Raw genomic sequence first — 17,911 nt, 5'->3', positions numbered from 1 at the left:
ACGGAGCCGCACGGTGTCCTCCGCTCCAGAGACGACAAGCATCCTCCTCGTCGACGACCAGCCCGAGAACCTGGCGGCGCTCAAGGCGATCCTCGTCGACGAGAGTTACCGCCTCGTGACCGCCGCGAGCGGCAAGGACGCGCTCCTCAGGATCCTTTCCGAGGACTTCGCGGTCCTCCTGCTCGACGTGCGGCTGCCCGACATCGACGGCTTCGAGGTGGCCTCGCTGGTGAAGCAGCGGGAGCGGTCGCGCCACACGCCGATCATCTTCCTGACCGCGGCGACGGACGACCTCTCGGCCATCTACAAGGCGTACGCGGTCGGCGGCGTCGACTACCTGCTGAAGCCGCTCGAGCCGGAGGTCGTCCAGGCGAAGGTCGCCGTCTTCGTCGAGCTCCACCGGCGCGGCGAGCAGATCAAGGAGCAGGCGGAGCTCCTGCGCAAGGCCGAGCAGCAGCGGCGCGACGCCGAGGTCGAGGACCTCCGTCGCGCCGCCCAGGCGAGGTACCAGAACCTGGCCGACGCCATCCCGCAGTGCGTCTTCACGGCGAAGCTCGACGGCGGCGTCGACTACGTGAGCTCGCGCTGGCTGGAGTACACGGGGCTCGCGTTCGAGGCGCTCCGCGGCTGGGGCTGGCAGGCCGCGGTGCACCCGAACGACCTGAACCAGTTCGTCAGCAAGTGGCGGCGCTGCGTCGAGTCCGGCGAGCCCCTCCAGGGCGAGTGTCGCCTCAGGTCCCGTCAGGGGGTCTACCGGTGGCACCTTTGCCACGCGGTCCCGGAGCGGGATGTCTGGAAGCGCGTGGTCGGCTGGGTCGGCAGCTTCACCGACATCGACGACAGCAAGCGTCACGAGCAGGAGCGCATTCACCTCCTGACGCGCGAGCGGGCGGCGCGCGCGGAGGCCGAGTCCGCGGTGCGCCGCTCGGAGCTGCTCGCGGAGGCGTCGAGCTCGTTCTCGGCGTCGCTCGACGAGGACAGCGTCGCGGCGGCCCTCGTGCGCCTCGCGTCGGAGCGCATCTGCACCTGGTGCGTGCTCGACCTGCGCAAGGAGGGCGGCGCGCGCAGGCTCGCCGCCGCCCACAGGGCGCGCGAGACGGCGCGGTTCGCGGCGCGGTTCGCCCCGCGGGAGCTCCCCCTGACCGAGGAGGGCGTGGGCGCGGTGCTGACGAGCGGCCGCCCCGACCTGCGCGTCGAGTGCGCCCCGCGCGACGTCGCCAGGGCGCTCGACATCGACGATCCGGCCGTGATCCAGGAGATCGGGGCCATGAGCTACCTGTGCGTGCCGCTCGTCACGCGCGGCAACGTGCTCGGCGCGCTCAGCATGGTCTGGGTGGAGCCGGGGGAGCGCTTCGAGCCCCCCGATTTCGCGGTCGCCCTCGACGTCGCCCAGCGCGCGGCGCTCTGCCTCGAGAACGCCCACCTGCTGCGGCTCACGCGCGAGGCCGTGCAGATCCGCGAGGATTTCGTGGCGGTCGCCTCGCACGAGCTCAGGACGCCGCTCAGCGCGCTTGTCTTGCAGGTCCAGGGCCTCATCCGCGCCTTCGGCCGCGCGGACGGCGGGCTGCCGGCGGAGCAGGTGCTCGCGAAGCTCGCCCAGGCGGAGGGTCAGATCGAGCGGCTCACGCGGCTCATCGACACGCTGCTCGACGTGACGCGCATCAACAGCGGCCAGCTCGAGCTGAGCCTCGAGGACGTGGACCTGTGCGACGTGGCGCGCGACGTGGCGAGCCGCCTCGAAATCGAGCTGGAGCGCGCCGGCTGCTCGCTCGACCTGGACCTCCCGGAGGCGGCGGTCGGCCGGTGGGACCGCCTGCGCATCGATCAGGTGATCACCAACCTGCTCATGAACGCCATCAAGTACGGTCGCGGCAAGCCGATCCAGCTGCGGATCTCGGCTGACGGCAGGTCCGCGGTGCTCCAGGTGATGGATCAGGGCATCGGGATCGCCCAGGAGTACATCGCCCGGATCTTCGGCCGCTTCGAGCGGGCGGCGCCTACAAGCTCGTACGGGGGCCTGGGCGTCGGCCTGTACATCGTGGACCAGATCCTCAGGGCCCACGGCGGGAGCATCCAGGTCGAGAGCGCGCCGGGCATGGGGGCGCGGTTCCAGGTGGCGTTGCCGCTCCCGCCCCGCGCGGCTGGATCGTCGGGGCCGCTGGGCGAGCGCCCTGGATCCTCGCTGACCGGTCCTGCCGGCTGAGAGGCACTCTCCTGAGGCCGCCAGGCGCCTCCGGAGGCAGCGACGCCGCTCGGTTGCACCATGGTTGCAACCGGTGGTTTCAACCATGAAAGGCGGCCCACGGCCATCGCGCGAAAACGGGCGATGCCGGCATCCAGCCCTCGTTGGCCTGCATCGTGCAACATGTTGGTGACAGAGCGCCCGGTGCAACCTTCCGGGGCAGTCCCTCGCCGATCACCCCGGGGACACGAAGGCACGGAGCGAACCCAGACCCGTGCCTTCGTGCCTCCGGGGTGTGTGCGTGCATCCGCCGTGAGACGGCGGAAGGCGAGTGGATCTCCCGGGTGGACAAATTCACGTCCGGACGGGCGCTCAGGGCTCGTGATCTTCGCACCGTGACGCTGCGTAAAAGATCGAAACAGTTTATAGGTTGACGAGCCCTCCGCTGAGCGACGTGATCGGTCCGCCACCACATCGGTAGTTCAAGTGAAACTTTCTATCAGCCTAGTCGGCCCCTCGATCAGCACTGGCTCTCTCATCGGCCAGTCACCCTCGCTCGAAGCGGTGGTTCGCGCGGCCGGTACCCGCCGTCGGGTCTCCGCGAGCGCTGCCCGGGGCGCCACGTCGCGAAAGCGCGCCGCCGCCCGGCGGACGGACGAGCGCACGGCCAACGCGGTCCGTCGCGCGCGCTGACGCGACCGACGCGACCGACGCGACCGACGATGTCCAGGGCGCGGCTTCGCTAGCGCGCCTCGGCGTCGAGCAGCGGGCCGAGGTCCTGTCCTCTCATCAGCCGCTCCACCACCTTCACGAGGAGCTTCGGCGTGCAGCCGAAGCAGGGGGTGCCGAGGGCGGCGAGCTTCTGCGCCATCTCGTGGTCGTACGAGGGCTTGCCGCTGTCGGACAGCGCGAGCAGGCAGATCGACTTCACCTTGCTGTCGGCGAGCTGGCGCATCCGGGCGATGAGCTCCTCGGCGTTGCCGCCCTCGAAGAGGTCGGTGATCAGGATGAGCAGCGTCTTCTCGGGGCGCTCGATGAAGTTCGCCTGGGCGTAGGCCACGGCGCGGTTGATGTCGGTGCCGCCGCCGAGCTGCGCCGTGAACAGCACGTCGACCGGATCGACGAGCATCGGTGTCACGTCGACGACCTCGGTGTCGAAGAAGAGGAGCCGTGTGCGGAGGACGTCGAGCGACGCGAAGATCGCGGCCATGATGGAGCTGTAAACGACGCTCTCGCCCATGGAGCCCGACTGGTCGACGAGGATGGCGACGTCCCACTCGTGTCTTCGCGTCTGGTTCGCCCAGAAATAGAGCTTGTCGGGGACGATGCGGCGCCGCTCCGCGTCCCATCCTTTGAGGTTCTTGCGGATGGTGCGCTTCCAGTCGAGGTTCCTGAGGACGCGCAGCGGGCTCGTCGTGTTCCGTCGCAGCGCGCCGAGGACGGCGGTGCGGACCTCGGACTCCAGCGCGCGCCGCACCTCCTCGACGACCTCGCGCACGATCTGCCGGGCGGTCTCCCGGGCGGCGTCGGGGATGAGGCCTCTCGCGCTCATGAGGGTGGCGACGAGCTCGACGTTCTTCTCGAGGAAGGGCAGCGTCTCGGGCTCGAAGAGGAGCTGAGTCAGCCCCTTTCTCTCGATGGCGTCCTTCTGGACGAGCGCGACGATGTCGTGGCTGAAGAACTCGCGCACGGCGGACAGCCACTCGGGCACGTACGGCCGCGAGCCGCCGAGGTTCCCGGCGCGCTCGTCGTAGATGAACGAGAGGGCCTTGTCGAGGTCGCCGAGCCGCCGCGGGTCGACGTGGAGAGCGGGCGCCGCGCCGCCGAGCCCGCCGAGCGAGAGGCGCGGGTCGACCCGCTCGGCCTCCGCGCCGAGCGCGAGCCGCCAGCGCAGGAGCGCGTCGCGGTCGCCGTCGGTGAGGTCGTCCGGCGCGCCGGCGGGGCCGGCGGGGGCAGGCGGCGGTTTGCGGGGGGTGCGGGCGGGCATCGCGGGCAGTGTCGGGGAAACGGGGATCACCGTCCAGTGGACCGAGATGGACCCCGCCGAGAGGCGTTCAAGGCGCTCGACAGCGTCGAGCCTCCGCCGCCCGCGTCAAGGGACCCGGCCGGCGGCCCGCGCCGCGTCTCCCACCGAGGAGTCCGCGGGGATCTGCAGCGCCGAGCGCGTCGCGCGCAGGTACTCCGCGAGCGACGTCAGCGCCTGGAGGTCGTGGGGAGAGAGGCCGTCCGCCGCGGAGTAAAGCTGCTGGCGCGCCGAGGCGACGGCGCGGGATCCCGGCGGCCCGGCGCCCGCGTCCGGCGAGGCGTGCTCGAGCGGGATGGGCGTCAGGCCGCGGGCGTGGAACCACCGGAGGATGGCGACCCGGATCTGCTCCTGCCGGAAGGCGCGCCAGCGCCGGAGGTGCTCCGGCCTCGCCGCGAGCGCGGCCTTGAACCGCCGGAACGATCCCGGGCCCTGCATGCCGTGGAGCAGCGCCCGCCGGAGCGCCACGTCGTCCACCGTCGGAATGAACGCCTCAAGCCACCGGTACTGGTCTCGCGCGGCGATGGCCTCGATGACCACGCACCCCGGGGCCTCCTCGATGCGCGCGCGCGTGGCGGGGTCGACGAGCCGCTCGTTCAGCCGGATTACGGCGCCGGTGTCGAGGTGAAGGAAGTGACGGACGCCCCGGGCGATGTTGTCGAACGCGTTCGCGAGCGCGATCCAGTCGACAGGCACCCTCCGGCCCGGAGCCGCCGACTCCGCCGTGGTGTGGCTCATGTTCGCGCCCGGCTTCAGGCAGGCCTCATGCCATGAGCGCAGATCGCGTGTCCGCGGGCCATCGCGCTCGCCGCGCGGCGCCCTGGGTGTTGCGTTCTGCGACAGCGCGAGGAACGAGCGGAGTCGACGCCGCGAGGCGGATCTGGCGATCACCGCCCGCGCGACGTGGGGCGGGTCACGGCTTCGGGTCGCTCGCGCGTCCTGTGCGCATGCCGTACCGCTCGAGCTTCCGGTACAGGGTCGCCCGATCGAAGCCCAGGATCTGCGCTGCCTGGCTCTTGTTTCCGCCGACCACCTCCAGGACGCGCAGGATGTAGCGTCGCTCGACCTCCTCCATGGGGACGAGCTCGGCCGGGTCGTCGCTGGAGACAAGCACGTGAGAGCGCCGGTACGTGCGTATCTTCTCGGGGAGATCGTCGACCGTGAGCTGGTCGTACCGCGCGAGCGCGACCGCCCGCTCGATGCAGTTCTGGAGCTCGCGGACGTTGCCGGGCCACGCGTAGGCCATGAGCCTCTCGGCGGCGGGCGCCGAGAGGCCCTGGATCGGCCGCTCCTTGACGGTCGCGAAGTGCTCGAGGAAGTGCTGCGCGAGCAGCAGCACGTCGGCGCCGCGGGAGCGGAGCGGCGGCAGGCCGACGTGGACCACGTTGATGCGGTAATAGAGATCCTCGCGGAAGCGGCGCTCTTCGATCGCGGTCTCGAGGTCGCGGTTCGTCGCGGCGATGAGCCGGACGTCCACCGGGATCTCCTCATCGGCGCCGACGGGCCGGACGACGCGCTCCTGGAGGGCGCGCAGGAGCTTCGGCTGGAGCCCGATCGGCAGCTCGCCGATCTCGTCGAGGAACAGGGTCCCGCCGTGGGCCCGCGCGAACAGGCCGCTCCTCGCGCCCTTCGCGTCGGTGAACGCGCCCCGCGCGTGGCCGAAGAGCTCGCTCTCGAGGAGGGCGTCCGGGACCGCCGCGCAGTTCACCGCCACGAACGCGCCTTCGCCCCGCCGGCTGCGCTTGTGCACGGCGCGGGCGACGAGCTCTTTGCCGGTCCCGCTCTCTCCCGTGATGAGGATCGAGGTGTCCGAGTCGGCGACCCGATCGAGCAGGTCGAACACGCTCCTCATCCCCGGGCTGCCGCTGAGGATCTGCTCGTAGCCGTGGGGGTCGGCCACGGCGCGCCGCAGGCGGCGGACCTCCTCGCGGAGGGCGCGGTGGCGCAGGGCGCGCTCGACGGTCAGCCGGAGCGCGTCGAGCTCGAACGGCTTTGTCACGAAGTCGTACGCGCCGGCGCGGATGGCCGATGTGGCGGTGTCGAGGCTGCCGAACGCGGTGATGACGATGACCGGCAGATCGGGCCGGTTCTGGACGACCCGCTCGCAGAGCTCGAGGCCGTTCATGCCGCGCATGGTCATGTCGGTGACCACGACGTCGAAGTCCTCGGCGCCCAGGAGCTCGAGCGCCTCGGCGGCCGACGTCCGCCACGCCGTCCGGAACCCCCGCTTCTTGAGCCCGGCGTCGAGGAGCTCGCAGACGCCGCGCTCGTCGTCGACGATCAGGACGCGCCCGCTCATGGCTTCCCCTGCGGCAGGAGCATCGTGAAGCGGCTCCCGGAGCCGACCTGGCTGTCGACCTGGATCCAGCCGCCGTGCTCCTTGATGATGCCGTAGGCGACCGACAGGCCGAGCCCGGTGCCTTCGCCGACGGGCTTTGTCGTGAAGAACGGCTCGAAGATGTGCTCGAGGACGTCTGCCGGCATGCCCGCTCCCTCGTCGCTGACGGACAGCGCGACGTACTCGCCCTCTGCGCCTCCCGGGTTGTCGGGAGGACTGGCGCGCTCCGCCCGGACGCCGACCGTCAGCGTGCCGCCGGACGGCATGGCCTGGATGGCGTTGACCACCACATTCGTGAGCGCCTGCTGGAGCTTGTCGGCGTCTGCGTGGACGACGAGCTCCGGCGAGTCGCCCTCCTGAACGATCGTGACGCCCTGCTTCTCGGCGAGCGGCCTCAGCATCGTGAACGTGCTGCGGAGGACGCTCCTCAGCGGGGTCTCCTGCCTCTCCGCGCTGCGGCGCCGGGCGAAATCGAGCAGCTGGCGGATGATCTGGGTCATCCGCTGCGACTGCTCGAGGATGATCTGTCCGTTGGCCGGCACCTCGTCTCCCGAGACGTCCCCGTCCACCAGCATGCGAGCGCGCCCGGCGACGACCTGGAGGGGCGCGCCCAGCTCGTGTGCGATCCCGGACGCGAGCTTGCCGACCGTGGCGAGCCGCTCGGCGTGGCGGAGCTGCTGGAGCGCGGCGAGCCGCGCCGCCGCCTCGGATTCGAGCTTCTGATTCGCCGCGGCGAGGCGATCGCACATCGCGTTCATCTCCCGTCCGAGCTCGCCAATTTCGTCTTCCTGGTGCAGCGACAGGCGCCGGGAGAGATCGCCGGCGCCGATCCTCCGCGCCTGGTCGATCAGCGTTCGCATGGGGCGTCCCACGAGCCCGACGCCGAGGGACGTGGTTAGCAACCCGCATACCAGCGTCAGAGCGGCCGTCGTGACGGTCGTGCTCAGGATCATGCTCCGGAGGGTCTGGCGCGCACCTGCCAGCGACTCGGAGAGCTCCAGCGCGCCGGCGCGGTCGCCGGGCACCGGCACGGGCACGCAGGTGACGAGCAACTCCGCGTCTTCGTGGGGGATCCTGTGCACGACCGCTTGCCCCTTCGACGCGGGGACGAGCAGCTCGGGTGAGAGGCGGGGTCGATGGGCCTCGTCCGCCTGCTCGTCGAGCCAGACCCACCGGACGTTCACCTGTCGCTCGCGCTCGTTGGCGTCCTCGACGAGGCGCAGCGCCCGCGCCGACCCCTCGGAGCGCCACACCTCCGTGACGGCCGCGGCGAGCGCGCGGCCCATCGTGTGATGGTCCCGCTGCACGTCGTTCTCGAAGATCCTGGCCTCTCTGCGGACCTGGACATAGGCGCTCAGCGCGAGGACAAGGAAGACCCCGAAGACAAGGGCGAGCGTCAGCTTGCGCGCGAGCTTCATGCCCGACGTCGTAGCGCAGGCGGCGCGCGCCGAGCCATCCGCTCGAGGCCGCCGCAAACTACGACATGCCGCATTTTGCGGCACCGGCGATGGCCCACCTCGCGGGCCGGCGGGTCTCCCTGCCCAGCCGGGCAGGTCAGGCCGCTTCGGTGTGCCGTATCACCTCGGCTTCTCGGGGATCTTCTCCGGGCAGCAGAACAGATGATCTGGCACGAGCAGGGCGCAGCCGTCTTTCCAGGGGTCGTCAGGCGCGTAGTCCGTCCGGTTCTCTGCAGGATAGAAGTACGCCCTGGGCTTTTCTGGATCCGCGCAGGCGCTGTCGCGCTCCGGCGCTGCCTCGCGTCCCTTCGGCGCGCCGGTGCCCTTCGAGCAGGCAGCGAGCGCGGCGCCCGCCACGAGGACGAGGAGGAGAGCCGCGGCGGGCTCGCGTGCCCAGGGCGCCGAGCGCCTGGGCTGTCGCCGTGGAGAGGGCTGCAGGGGAGAGCTGCCCGTCCTCGGGCCCTCCGCGTGCGTGGAGATCAGCGGGTGCATGGGGCCTGTGGGTTAGCATCGCACGATGGCCCGCGCGAGGCCGGGAGAGCGCCCGTCGACCTCGCGATCGATCAGCCGCCGGCGCCGCCCCCTGCGCCGGTGATGTCGGTCGGCGCGTAGTGCCTCATCTCCTGGATACGCTCGTAGAACGGCTTCACCTTGGCGAAGAACGACGGGAACGACGCCGCCTTGCGAAACCCCTGGAGGTGACCTTCCATCGAGTCCCAGCGGATGCGGACGACGAAGCTCGCCGGCTCCTCGACGCACCGGGAGATCTCGTAGTCGAGGCAGTGCTCGGAGCCGCGCAGCTCCGCGGCCGCGTCGCGATAAGCGGACAGGAACGCCTGCTCCTGGTCGGCGGGGATGGTGTAGCGAATGTACTCGATGATCATGGCAGCTTCCTGGGTGGGTGGCCGGGGGCGCTCCGTGCGGCGGCACGAGCCATCCGGAGACCAGGGATACGCGCCCGTGGGCCTGCCGTCCAATCGACGGTCGGCGCGCCATGGCATAGATGGTATCTATGGGTTGGCGTGATATCCATCGACCATGCGCCTGCAATCGGTGGACACCCACCTCGTCGTGGCCTTGCACGCTCTGCTCCAGGAGAAGAGCGTCACGCGCGCCGCGCGGCGCGTCGGCGTGACGCAGCCGTCGATGAGCCACGCGCTCTCGCGGCTGCGCGCCCATTTCGGGGATCCGTTGCTCGTCCAGGTCGGCAGGCAGATGACATTGAGCGCGCGAGCGCGGGATCTGACGCCGAGAGCGGCGGAGGCCGTCGAGCGTCTCGAGCAGGTCTTCCGTCCGGTCGAGCGGTTCGACCCGGGGCGCTCGAGGCGCATGTTCCGGCTCGTCGCGACCGACAACCTCGAGCTGCTCGTGCTCCCGCCCTTGACCAGGCTCCTCGCCGCCGAGGCGCCGCACGTCAACCTGCGGTGCCGCAACATCCCGGCGGATTTCGCCGAGCTCCTGCGCCGCGGCGAGCTCGACGCCAAGCTGGGGCGGGGCGGGCCGGTGCCCGACGGCTGTCGGTCCACATTGCTCGTAGCCGAGCAGCTCGTCTGCGTGATGCGACGAGGCCACCCGGCGTCCCGGAAGGCGCTCACCGCGGCGCGCTACGCTGCCTGTGAGCACCTGATGGTCTCGCCGCACGGGGAGGACCACAGCGTCATCGATCGTGAGCTGGCAGCGCGGGGGCTGCGCCGGCGGGTGACCCTGACCGTGTCCCATTTCCTTGTCGCGCCCTTCATCCTCTCCGGCTCCGACCTGCTGCTCACCGTCTCTGCGCGGGTCGCCGGGGCGCTGGCCCGGAAGCTCGATCTCGTGGTGCGGCCGTGTCCGGTCGAGATCAAGGGCTACACGCTGACGCTCGTCTGGCCAGAACGCTCCGAGGGCGACGAGGGCCACCGCTGGCTCCGCGGCGCCATCGAGAGGGCCGTCGCGTGCGAGCCGGTCGCGGGCCCGGGCGCGGCCGGGACGGTCAGGAAACGAGCTCCAGGGCGAGCGGAAAGGGGTTAGCGTGAGCTCACCTCCTCGGGACATGGCCGCTCGATGCGCTACGGGATCCTGTTCATCGCGCTGAGCGCTTCGCTCGCCGCGCTCGCCATCGTCGCCGGCGGGGCGGCGCTCGTCCTCCTCTGGGCGGCGCTGAGCTTCCTCCTGGTCGGCGCCGCGTACCTCGCGCGCCGGCCTGCGCTGCTGGGCAAGCGGCCCGACGGCACGCTGGCCTCCTGGGCTCTCTGCCTGCTCGGGCCGTACTTCCTCCTGGCCTGGGCGATCTGGCGCGCCGAACGCCTGCTCCGGCGGGCGGACTGCGCGAACGAGGTGGCGCCGGGGCTCTGGGTGGGAAGGCGGCCCTTCGCCCACGAGTTGCCGGCAGGCGTGCGGCGGGTCGTCGATCTGACGGCCGAGTTTCCGGCCGCCCCCGCGATACGCCGCCATCCCGGCTATCTCTGCGTGCCGGTGCTCGACGGCACGGGGCCCGAGCTGGAGGCGCTCCGGGAGCTCTTGCGCCGGCTCCGCGACGAGGACGGCGTCTACGTGCACTGCGCTTCCGGTCACGGCCGGTCGGCGACCCTCGCGACGGCGCTGCTGCTGGCCCGGGGGCCCGCTGCCCGCGTCGAGGAGGTGGAGGCCCAGCTCCGGCAGCGCAGGCCGGGGATCCGGCTGAGCGCCGCGCAGCGGGAGCTGCTCCGCCGGGCGCTGCCGCTGGCTGGGTCGTGATGGGGCCGGCCCGTGATGGGGCCGGCCCGTGATGGGGTCGGCCTGCCACGCGGCGTGGGCCCGCGACGACACCTGCCGCCGGCGCGGCCCGGGCGCGGACGGGGCTTTCGAGGCGGCGCTCCGCGGCACGCGCCGTGCTCCTCCGGGCTGGCATGCCGTGCTCTCGATCCGCCGCGCTGATCGCTTTGCTGACGCTGATCTCCGGCTGTGCCGCCCGGCCGCCGTCGGCGCGTCCGGTTCCCCTCGAGATCCCGCTCATGCCGGCCCAGCGCCCGCCGGAGGCCCAGGCGGCGGGCAATGCCGCGTCCGGCGGGGTGGTCCTGGTCTGGGGCAGCGCGCGCGACGGGGCGCCGCGGACCTGGCATGTCGCCGAGGGCGGCGCGGTGATCCGCGAGGAGCCCGGGATCGTCGTGGCGACCCGGCGAGGGGAGTGGCGCTGGGAGGTGCGCGAGGAGCAGGTGGAGACCTCGGCCTGCGAGCTCGGGCTCGGGGGGATGCGCGAGCCGGGCGAGGGCACGGCGATCCGCGGGGAGCTCGTGCTGCGCGGGAAGAGCGAGCTCCAGGAGGTGATCACGCCGCCGGACGGGGACGAGAGCAACGAGATCCACCACACGACCGCGCTGGTCGGGAGCGTGGGGCCGTACCTGTTCATCGAGGAGCGGACGTACACCGACCTTTGCGGGGCGCACGGCTTCGAGGGCGTGGCGTTCGTTGTGTGGGACGCCGAGAAGCGCGCGGCCGTCGACCTGCTTGCCGAGGTGCCCGGCGTGCCCGCGCTGCAGAGCGCGGCCGAGGTGCTCCTCGACCAGGACGAGGAGGACGTGGAGGCCACGCGGCAAGAGCGGAACGCCCCGGAGCTCGTGCAGATCGCGCCGGCGTACAACGCCCGGGGGTCGCTCCGGTTGACCGCGCAGCTCGCGCGAGCCGCCTGCTATGCCTGCAGTGACGGGGCGTGGAGCTCCTATTCGCGCTCGGCGGTGGTGCCGATCGTGAGGACGCCGGCGCGCCTCGCGGCGTGGGCGTCCCCGCCGCCCGGCGTGCGTGCGTTCCTGGAGCGGACGCCTGGCGTCAGGCTCGGCGGGTGGTCGCGGTCCGGCCAGGAGGAGTGAGCCGACCGCGCCCTTCTCGGCGAGTGGAGGAGGGTCCGGGTGCACGCAGGCGATCGGCATCGCCGCCGCCCCCGCCGCCGCCGCCGCCCCCGCCGTCCGGCCCTCCGTCGCCGCCGCCGTCACCGCCCTGGCCGCCGCCGCCGGCGGAGCTGCTCGTGGACCTACCTCCGCTGGCTCCTGCGCCGGTCCTCTCCATCGTCACCCTTCCTCGCGCTCACACCCGTACTTCTCGCGGATCTCCGTCGCCATCCGGTGCACCACCGCGCCTGCGTCCGCGCGCACGTGCAGCTCCAGCCCCGGCATCAGCTCCACGCGCCGCCACGCTCGACCGAGCTCCGCCGCGTCCGCGTGCTCCCCCGCGCCGGGCGCCGCGCTCGCGGGCGGCTCCGGCGGCAGCACCTCCTTGGCCAGCTCCTCGAGCGGGATCTCGGCGAGCTTCCGCTTGATCTCCGGGAGCAGCAGGTTGTGCTCGCGCAGCTTCTTGATCGCGAGCGCCCGCACGAGGTGCTCGCGGCCGTACGTCGTGCGGGGGCCGCGGAACGCGGGCTTGTCCATCAGCCCCTCCGCGATCCAGTGCTTGATCGTGCCGGTGCTCACGCCGGCGGCGCGCGCCAGCTCGACGGCGCTGTAACCGCGCGGGGCGACGGAGGGCGTGGAGACCAGGGGCATCGAGACATCCTGGGCCAAAAACAAGACAAAAGTCAACGGAATCTAGAGAATACGACCTGGTTTCCAGAAAAAAACGAGCTCCATCCAGAGTATCTCTACTAAAATCTGGCTGAATCAAAGCTAAATCTAGAGAATTGATTCAAATAACAAGATAATAACGACCTGGATCTAGAAAAACCACTCAGGAATCAAGCGAATCGGGCACGATCCGGGCTCCTGTGTCGAGTCCGCGGGTGCATGGCTCGAGCAAGGGCACAACGACTTGTGAATCCGCCGGAGGGGGCCCAGCCGTCCAGCCCCGCTACGCGGCTGGGCGCAGCGTCGGGTGCATCCGCTGATCGGGCCGTCGACTCCTGCACCTTGGTCGCTGAAGCGGTGGCGGAGCCCGTCCATTCGCAGCGAGAAGCCGGAATTTAACGCCAAGGCGCAAAGGCGCAAAGGCGCAAAAAGGCAAGGGAGAGGGGGAAATCATTCCTGCGCTCCGTTGACCACGGAGCCGCCCCGGACCTCCAGGGTTGCGATGCACCTCGATCGCCGTGATCGACGACGATCGTAGCCATCTCCTCCTCGTTCATTTCCTCTCCGTCGTTTTGCGCCTTTGCGCCTTTGCGCCTTTGCGTTGAATTCTGGCTGCTCCGCAGAACCTCCGCTGTGCGTACGGATAACGTCTCAATCAGCTGGCACCGGATCCGGATTTCCGGGCAGCGTGGCCGCCGTCGTGTGCGACAGCCGCCGTCGGGGACGACGATCCCATGCGCGAGCCGTCCGGCCGGCCGTCAGCGGTGGAGGCCGTGCGCGCGGAACATCCGCTCGTAGATGGCGCGAATCACGGGCTCCTTGCGCTTGTTGTAGTCCATCACCAGGCCGCTCCCCGCCGAGATCTCGGCCGCGGCCGCGAGCTTCGCGCGGCGGTAGAGATCGAGATCCTCCGGATGATCCGTGAGCCACTTCCGGAACATGCGGTGCCGGATCACCTCCGGGCAGCCGGGGCCGAAGACATGCACGTTGCTGCTCGGCTCGGCGAGCTGGAAGCACCGGTGCTCGTGCCACTCCGGCTCGCGGATGACCAGCGTGAATCCGGCGCTCGACAGGGCGGGGACGTACGCGAGCTCGTCCGTGGGATCGGCGACGGTGAGGTCGACGTCGATCGTCGGCTTGGCGGGGAGCCCCTTCACCGAGGTCGAGCCGACGTGCTCGATCCCGAGCGCGGCGTCGCCGAGGGCGGCGCGGATCTTCCGCTCTATCAGGTCGAACAGCCGCGGCCAGCGCTCGTCGTGGTCGACGATGACGATCGGCCGAGGCTCGGGCGGGCCGTTCACCCAGGGGTCTCGATCGGGCGCGGGCTCGTGGTGCTTCGTGATCTCGTCGGCGGTGGGCACGACGCGAGTATAGTCCCGGTATCGGCGTGAGACAGGCAGCGCCGCGTCAGGGCTTCGCCGCGCCCCGCCCTGAACGCCGCGAACGCCTCGGCGGGGTCGGGGTGAAATGTCTCGGCGCGGAGATCGCGGGCGACATGCGCGACGAGGGCGGCCGTGCCCGTGTGACATGTCACGCTCGATCCGTGACATGTCACGCTCGATCCGTGACATGTCACGCTCGATCCGTGACATGTCACGCTCGATCCGTGACTGGGCGCCTCGTGCGGCGGAGCGAGCGCCGGACGCCGGGCGAGGCGGTCGCTCGGGGGCCCATCCCCGGCGACAAGGAGAGGCTCCGCCGTCAGGATCGCGCACGATCCCACGCGGTTTGTGCCTCGTCCATCGCGATGTGCCCGTGCTTGCCCAGGTGGAGGGTGACCGGCGCCGAGCTGGCCGAGGTGCCCGCAAAGCGCCGACAAGGGGGGCGCTGGGCGCGGCCGATCGGGGCCCGATCGGCTCTCCCGGCGATGGCCCGCGGATTGCAATTCGTCCGAGGCGGCTGGTCTGGAGCGTCGTTGAAGAGGACGGATGTGCCAGGCCCGTCGCGTTCACGGATGCGTATTCCTTATGAGCGGATCGAGCGCTCGGGCCACCACGAACGGTGACTCTTCAGGTGGCTTCGGGCCAACGATCGTCGACGAAGATAGGTTGGGAGAATTGCAATGAAGATCGAAGGAATCATGTTGCGCATGGGTGTCGTGTCGGTCTGCATGAGCGGGCTGGTGCTCTCGGGCTGTCTCGGGAGCGCGGAAGGCGAGGTCTCCGAGGAGGCCTTGGGCGAGGCGGAGCAGGCGATCGGGGCCGAATGCGCCGGCGCTACCGCCACGGCCACCTTCAACGGCTGGGCCGACTGGGTCTCGGTCCAGACGTACGACACGACCTCCTGCTACAAGGGCGTGGTGGTCGATGTGAACAACATCGACGCGCCTGGAGGTGTGTCGCTCGTCGACGCATACTGGGCCGACAGCATTCCGACCACGCAAGCGGCCTGCGAAGATAGCTGGATCCAGATGGACGTGTTCGAGCGGGTCAGTGGAAACTGGGTGTACCAGTTCTCCCTGGAGGACAACGGAACTTGGAATGCAGGCCAAGGGACGTGCCAGAAGCCGGTTGTCGGCACGGGTGTGACCCCTGGCCATACCTTTCGCTTCTCGATGACGGCTCGCACCTTCGAGGGCAGCACCGCGCCGACGCGGAAGGTGGGCATGTACACGTACGGCATCTCCTAGAGCGCCGACCGGTTTGCTGCGGCGAGAGGTTGAATCCGCGGCGATCTCACACGACGGCGGGCACGCTCGTCCGCAGTTTTCGCGGGCTTTGTGCCCAACCGGTCGTCGCTCGAGAGGGTCGCTCGGAGACCCAGCCACCGGCGAAGCCGGCGTGCCCCGAATGACGCGGACCCCGGCGGGCAGCAGCTACCCCGCCGGGCCCGCGTGTTCCTATCGCTGGGCCTCGCCTCTCGCCCGCCCCCGCCAGGGCCGACGCCGCCCTGCGCCCAGCTCCGTTGACGCCCTATCGCGTCGCAAGCGCTCCGATCCCGCAAGTCGCGTGATGGCGAGGCCCGGGTCGGCGACCTCGTGGGCGGGTCGCGTCGCCAGCGCCCGCCGTCAGAGCAGATCGTCCAGGTCGTCCATCGCCTGGGAGAGGTCCTCGCTCATCTCCTTCAGCTTCTCGCGGTCCTTCTCCAGCAGCACGGCCTGCGCGGCGCGGGCCTTGTCCCCGAGCTTGCGCGCCGCGAGCACGTTCTCGAGCAGGTACCGCCGCTCGGTCGCCCCGAGCGCCGCGAACGCGCGCCGCAGGACCGGGAGCGTGTCCTTGAAGCGCTCGGGGGCGATGCCCCCGAGGAAGGCGTCGAGCGCCTCGACCACAGGGCGGCTCTTCACGAGCACGAGCGCGTTCACCTCGAGGAAGCCGGCCAGGAACGACGCCGCCGCCTCGGGCGGGGTCGCGCCCCCGAGCCGCAGGCCGACGATCCGCGCCACCTCGGCGTCGTCGATCGCCTGCGCCAGGTAGAGCAGCCCGCAGGCCATGCCGGACGCCGACGGGTTCACCGCGTCGCTGTCCACGAGCTCTCGCGCCGCGGCGAGCCACGCCGCGCGGTCGACGATCGGCTGCGACAGCGCCACGTCGTGCAGCGTGCGCAGCGCCTCCTTGGCCGCGGCGACCGCCTCGTCGCTGCCCGTGCAGCCGCCGTGCACGCGCAGCACCGCGCGCGCGAACGTCTTCTCGAGCATCGGCGCGATCACCCCGTCGCCGAGCGACGACAGCGACCGCGACGACCCGAACGACGCGAGCCCCGCGAAGGCGCGGCACGCCCTGGCGAGCGACGGCAGATCGCTGTCGCCCGCGGCGAACTGGTCGCACGCCCTGAGCGCCGCGGCCACCGCGCGGGCGCTCGACGCGAGCACGCCGTTCAAGAGCACGTCGGCGGCCTCGCCGGTCGTGTGGCACGCCGCGAGGTCCTCCTCGAGCAGCCGCGTCGCCACCTGCTCCAGCGTGTCGCCGAGGACGATCTTCTCGACGAGCGCCACGTCGGTGGACGGCGTCCACTGCGCCTCCCAGGTCTCGCTGAGCTGCCCGAGCAGCTCGTCCGGCGGCGTCTCCTGCGCCGCCTGGCCGCGCCGCCGTCCACGAGCGCCCGCGCCCCCGGCGCGCCGCGCGCCGGCGTAGGCCGCGTAGGGGATCTTCGCGATGCGGAGCCGGTGCAGCAGCACGCTCGTGCCGACCTCCACCTCGTTGGTGAGCGACAGCCGGAACGACTCGGGCGCGTCCGTGGCGGGGAGCCTGCGCTCGCGCACCTCGCGCCAGAACTCCTCCTGGAGCGAGTTCTTGCCGATGCCGCCCCCGACGCGACCCACGTTGCGCCCGATGACCGCCGGCCACAGGAACCCGTCGACGTGCGTGGCGTCGCCGCGGCACATCGTGGCGATCGTCGCCTCGCGCACCTCGTCGAGGCCGGGCTCCGCCTTGCCGCGGAGCTCGGCGAGCGTGACCGCGAGGCGGAAGGCCTCGATGGTGTCGGCGAGCGAGGCCATGAAGCCGCGGAGGCGGAGGTGCTCGGTGAAGTCGATCAGCACCTCGAGGGTGGCGCGCCGGAAGTCGCCGCCCGCGTCGTGCGCGCGCTGGTAGTACTGCGGCGCCCGGTTGCCCGCGCCGTAGCCGAGCTGCTCGGAGAGCCGCGGAAAGCTGAACGGGATCAGCGTCACGGCGCACGGCACCGGCGCCGGCAGCCGCGCCTCCAGCGCGGGATCGACGTCGCGCGCCACGAACGCCGCGGCGTGCGCCGCGCCGAGCACGGCCGCGACCTCGCGCGGGGCGAGGTCCGGCCCCATGCGCTCGAGGAGACGCCGCGCCATGTACGCGTCGCGCGCCCGGTGGACAAGCCGGTCTCCGTCGCCGCGCACGAGGTCCGCGTACGCGAGGAGCGCCTCGCGGAACGACCCGGGCTCGTAGCGGGGCGCCTCGAACGAGGCCTCCCAGAACTCCTCGAACGAGCGGAAGCCCCGGGCCCGCGCGCACGCGTCGTAGAGGCTCTCCTGCGCCCCCGCCGCGCCGTCGTCGCCCTCGCCCTCGCCGTGCCCGTCTCCGCCGCGCTCCGCCTCGCTCTCGCGCTCGTGGCCGCCGGGATCCTCGACGTCGTCGTGGCCGACCGGGGCGCCCTCGAACGGCGCGAGCGTCATGCCGACGGGGACGTCGATGAGCTCGACGCGCACGCCGTGCTCGAAGGCCCATTTCACGGCGACGTACTCGGGCGAGTAGGCGGCGAACGGCCACAGGGACGACGCGGGCGTCCCGTCGGTGCGGTAGCCGAGGATCGCCACGGGCGGGACGGTCTTCGGGTCGACGAGCGCCTCGAGGAGCGGCGTCGCGTCGCTCGGGCCCTCGACGAAGATCGCCTTCGGGCGCACCTCGTCGAGGTAGGCGCGCAGCGTCGCGCTGGAGCGCGGCGAGTGGTGACGCACCGGGAAGAGGTGGACGGCGGCGAGCCGGGCCAGGTCCATCG

Annotated in this window: 14 protein-coding genes; 5 read left to right on the top strand and 9 right to left on the bottom strand. The window is 71.4% G+C overall.

Going from position 1 to position 17,911, the window contains the following annotated elements; translation table 11 throughout:
- Positions 1–13: 13 nt before the first annotated feature.
- Positions 14–2,203, top strand: a complete 2,190-nt coding sequence (locus WME75_RS40255; RefSeq protein WP_437482040.1) for an ATP-binding protein — start codon at positions 14–16, stop codon at positions 2,201–2,203.
- Positions 2,204–2,924: 721 nt separating this feature from the next.
- Here WME75_RS40255 and WME75_RS40250 read toward each other — a convergent pair.
- From WME75_RS40250 to WME75_RS40225, 6 genes are all read right to left on the bottom strand, one after another.
- Positions 2,925–4,169 carry a VWA domain-containing protein gene (locus WME75_RS40250; protein ID WP_437482037.1) on the bottom strand — a complete coding sequence of 415 codons (1,245 nt, stop codon included), beginning with the start codon at positions 4,167–4,169 and terminating at the stop codon, positions 2,925–2,927.
- 105 nt (positions 4,170–4,274) lie between these two features.
- Entirely contained in the window at positions 4,275–4,943 is a 669-nt protein-coding gene (locus WME75_RS40245; protein WP_437482035.1) for a UPF0158 family protein, read from the bottom strand.
- Between the two features lie 175 nt (positions 4,944–5,118).
- Positions 5,119–6,504, bottom strand: coding sequence for a sigma-54-dependent transcriptional regulator (locus WME75_RS40240; RefSeq protein WP_437482032.1), 1,386 nt, complete (start codon positions 6,502–6,504; stop codon positions 5,119–5,121).
- Positions 6,501–7,961, bottom strand: a complete 1,461-nt coding sequence (locus WME75_RS40235) for a sensor histidine kinase (RefSeq protein ID WP_437482029.1) — start codon at positions 7,959–7,961, stop codon at positions 6,501–6,503. The genes WME75_RS40240 and WME75_RS40235 overlap by 4 nt, the downstream gene beginning before the upstream one ends.
- Positions 7,962–8,120: 159 nt before the next feature.
- Entirely contained in the window at positions 8,121–8,492 is a 372-nt protein-coding gene (locus tag WME75_RS40230; RefSeq protein WP_437482026.1) for a hypothetical protein, read from the bottom strand.
- Between the two features lie 71 nt (positions 8,493–8,563).
- Positions 8,564–8,884: a putative quinol monooxygenase gene (locus WME75_RS40225; protein ID WP_437482023.1), complete on the bottom strand. Its 321-nt coding sequence runs from the start codon at positions 8,882–8,884 to the stop codon at positions 8,564–8,566.
- A 154-nt stretch (positions 8,885–9,038) separates the two neighbouring features.
- Between WME75_RS40225 and WME75_RS40220 the strand changes: the two genes are divergently transcribed.
- From WME75_RS40220 to WME75_RS40210, 3 genes are all read left to right on the top strand, one after another.
- Positions 9,039–10,007, top strand: a complete 969-nt coding sequence (locus tag WME75_RS40220) for a LysR family transcriptional regulator (RefSeq protein WP_437482020.1) — start codon at positions 9,039–9,041, stop codon at positions 10,005–10,007.
- A gap of 33 nt (positions 10,008–10,040) precedes the next feature.
- On the top strand, positions 10,041–10,712 hold the full coding sequence (locus tag WME75_RS40215) for a phosphatase domain-containing protein (protein WP_437482017.1): 672 nt from the start codon (positions 10,041–10,043) through the stop codon (positions 10,710–10,712).
- Positions 10,713–10,969: 257 nt separating this feature from the next.
- Complete coding sequence (locus tag WME75_RS40210) at positions 10,970–11,821, top strand: hypothetical protein (protein WP_437482014.1); 852 nt, start codon at positions 10,970–10,972, stop codon at positions 11,819–11,821.
- Positions 11,822–12,019: 198 nt separating this feature from the next.
- Here the strand turns inward: WME75_RS40210 and WME75_RS40205 are convergent, their stop codons facing one another.
- Both WME75_RS40205 and WME75_RS40200 read right to left on the bottom strand, forming a co-directional pair.
- Positions 12,020–12,490, bottom strand: a complete 471-nt coding sequence (locus WME75_RS40205) for a helix-turn-helix domain-containing protein (protein ID WP_437482011.1) — start codon at positions 12,488–12,490, stop codon at positions 12,020–12,022.
- A gap of 776 nt (positions 12,491–13,266) precedes the next feature.
- Positions 13,267–13,869 (bottom strand): GrpB family protein, encoded by a 603-nt coding sequence (locus tag WME75_RS40200; RefSeq protein WP_437482008.1) that lies wholly within the window; start codon positions 13,867–13,869, stop codon positions 13,267–13,269.
- A gap of 701 nt (positions 13,870–14,570) precedes the next feature.
- On the opposite strand from WME75_RS40200, the gene WME75_RS40195 reads away from it, so the two are divergent.
- Complete coding sequence (locus WME75_RS40195; protein ID WP_437482005.1) at positions 14,571–15,137, top strand: hypothetical protein; 567 nt, start codon at positions 14,571–14,573, stop codon at positions 15,135–15,137.
- A 378-nt stretch (positions 15,138–15,515) separates the two neighbouring features.
- Here WME75_RS40195 and WME75_RS40190 read toward each other — a convergent pair whose 3' ends face one another.
- Positions 15,516–17,909 (bottom strand): DUF5682 family protein, encoded by a 2,394-nt coding sequence (locus WME75_RS40190; protein ID WP_437482002.1) that lies wholly within the window; start codon positions 17,907–17,909, stop codon positions 15,516–15,518.
- Positions 17,910–17,911: the final 2 nt, after the last annotated feature.

Origin of the sequence: Sorangium sp. So ce1014, assembly GCF_051521505.1 — a bacterium.
Classification (GTDB): Bacteria; Myxococcota_A; Polyangia; order Polyangiales; family Polyangiaceae; genus Sorangium.
This window is presented reverse-complemented; position numbering and strand designations above follow the sequence as displayed.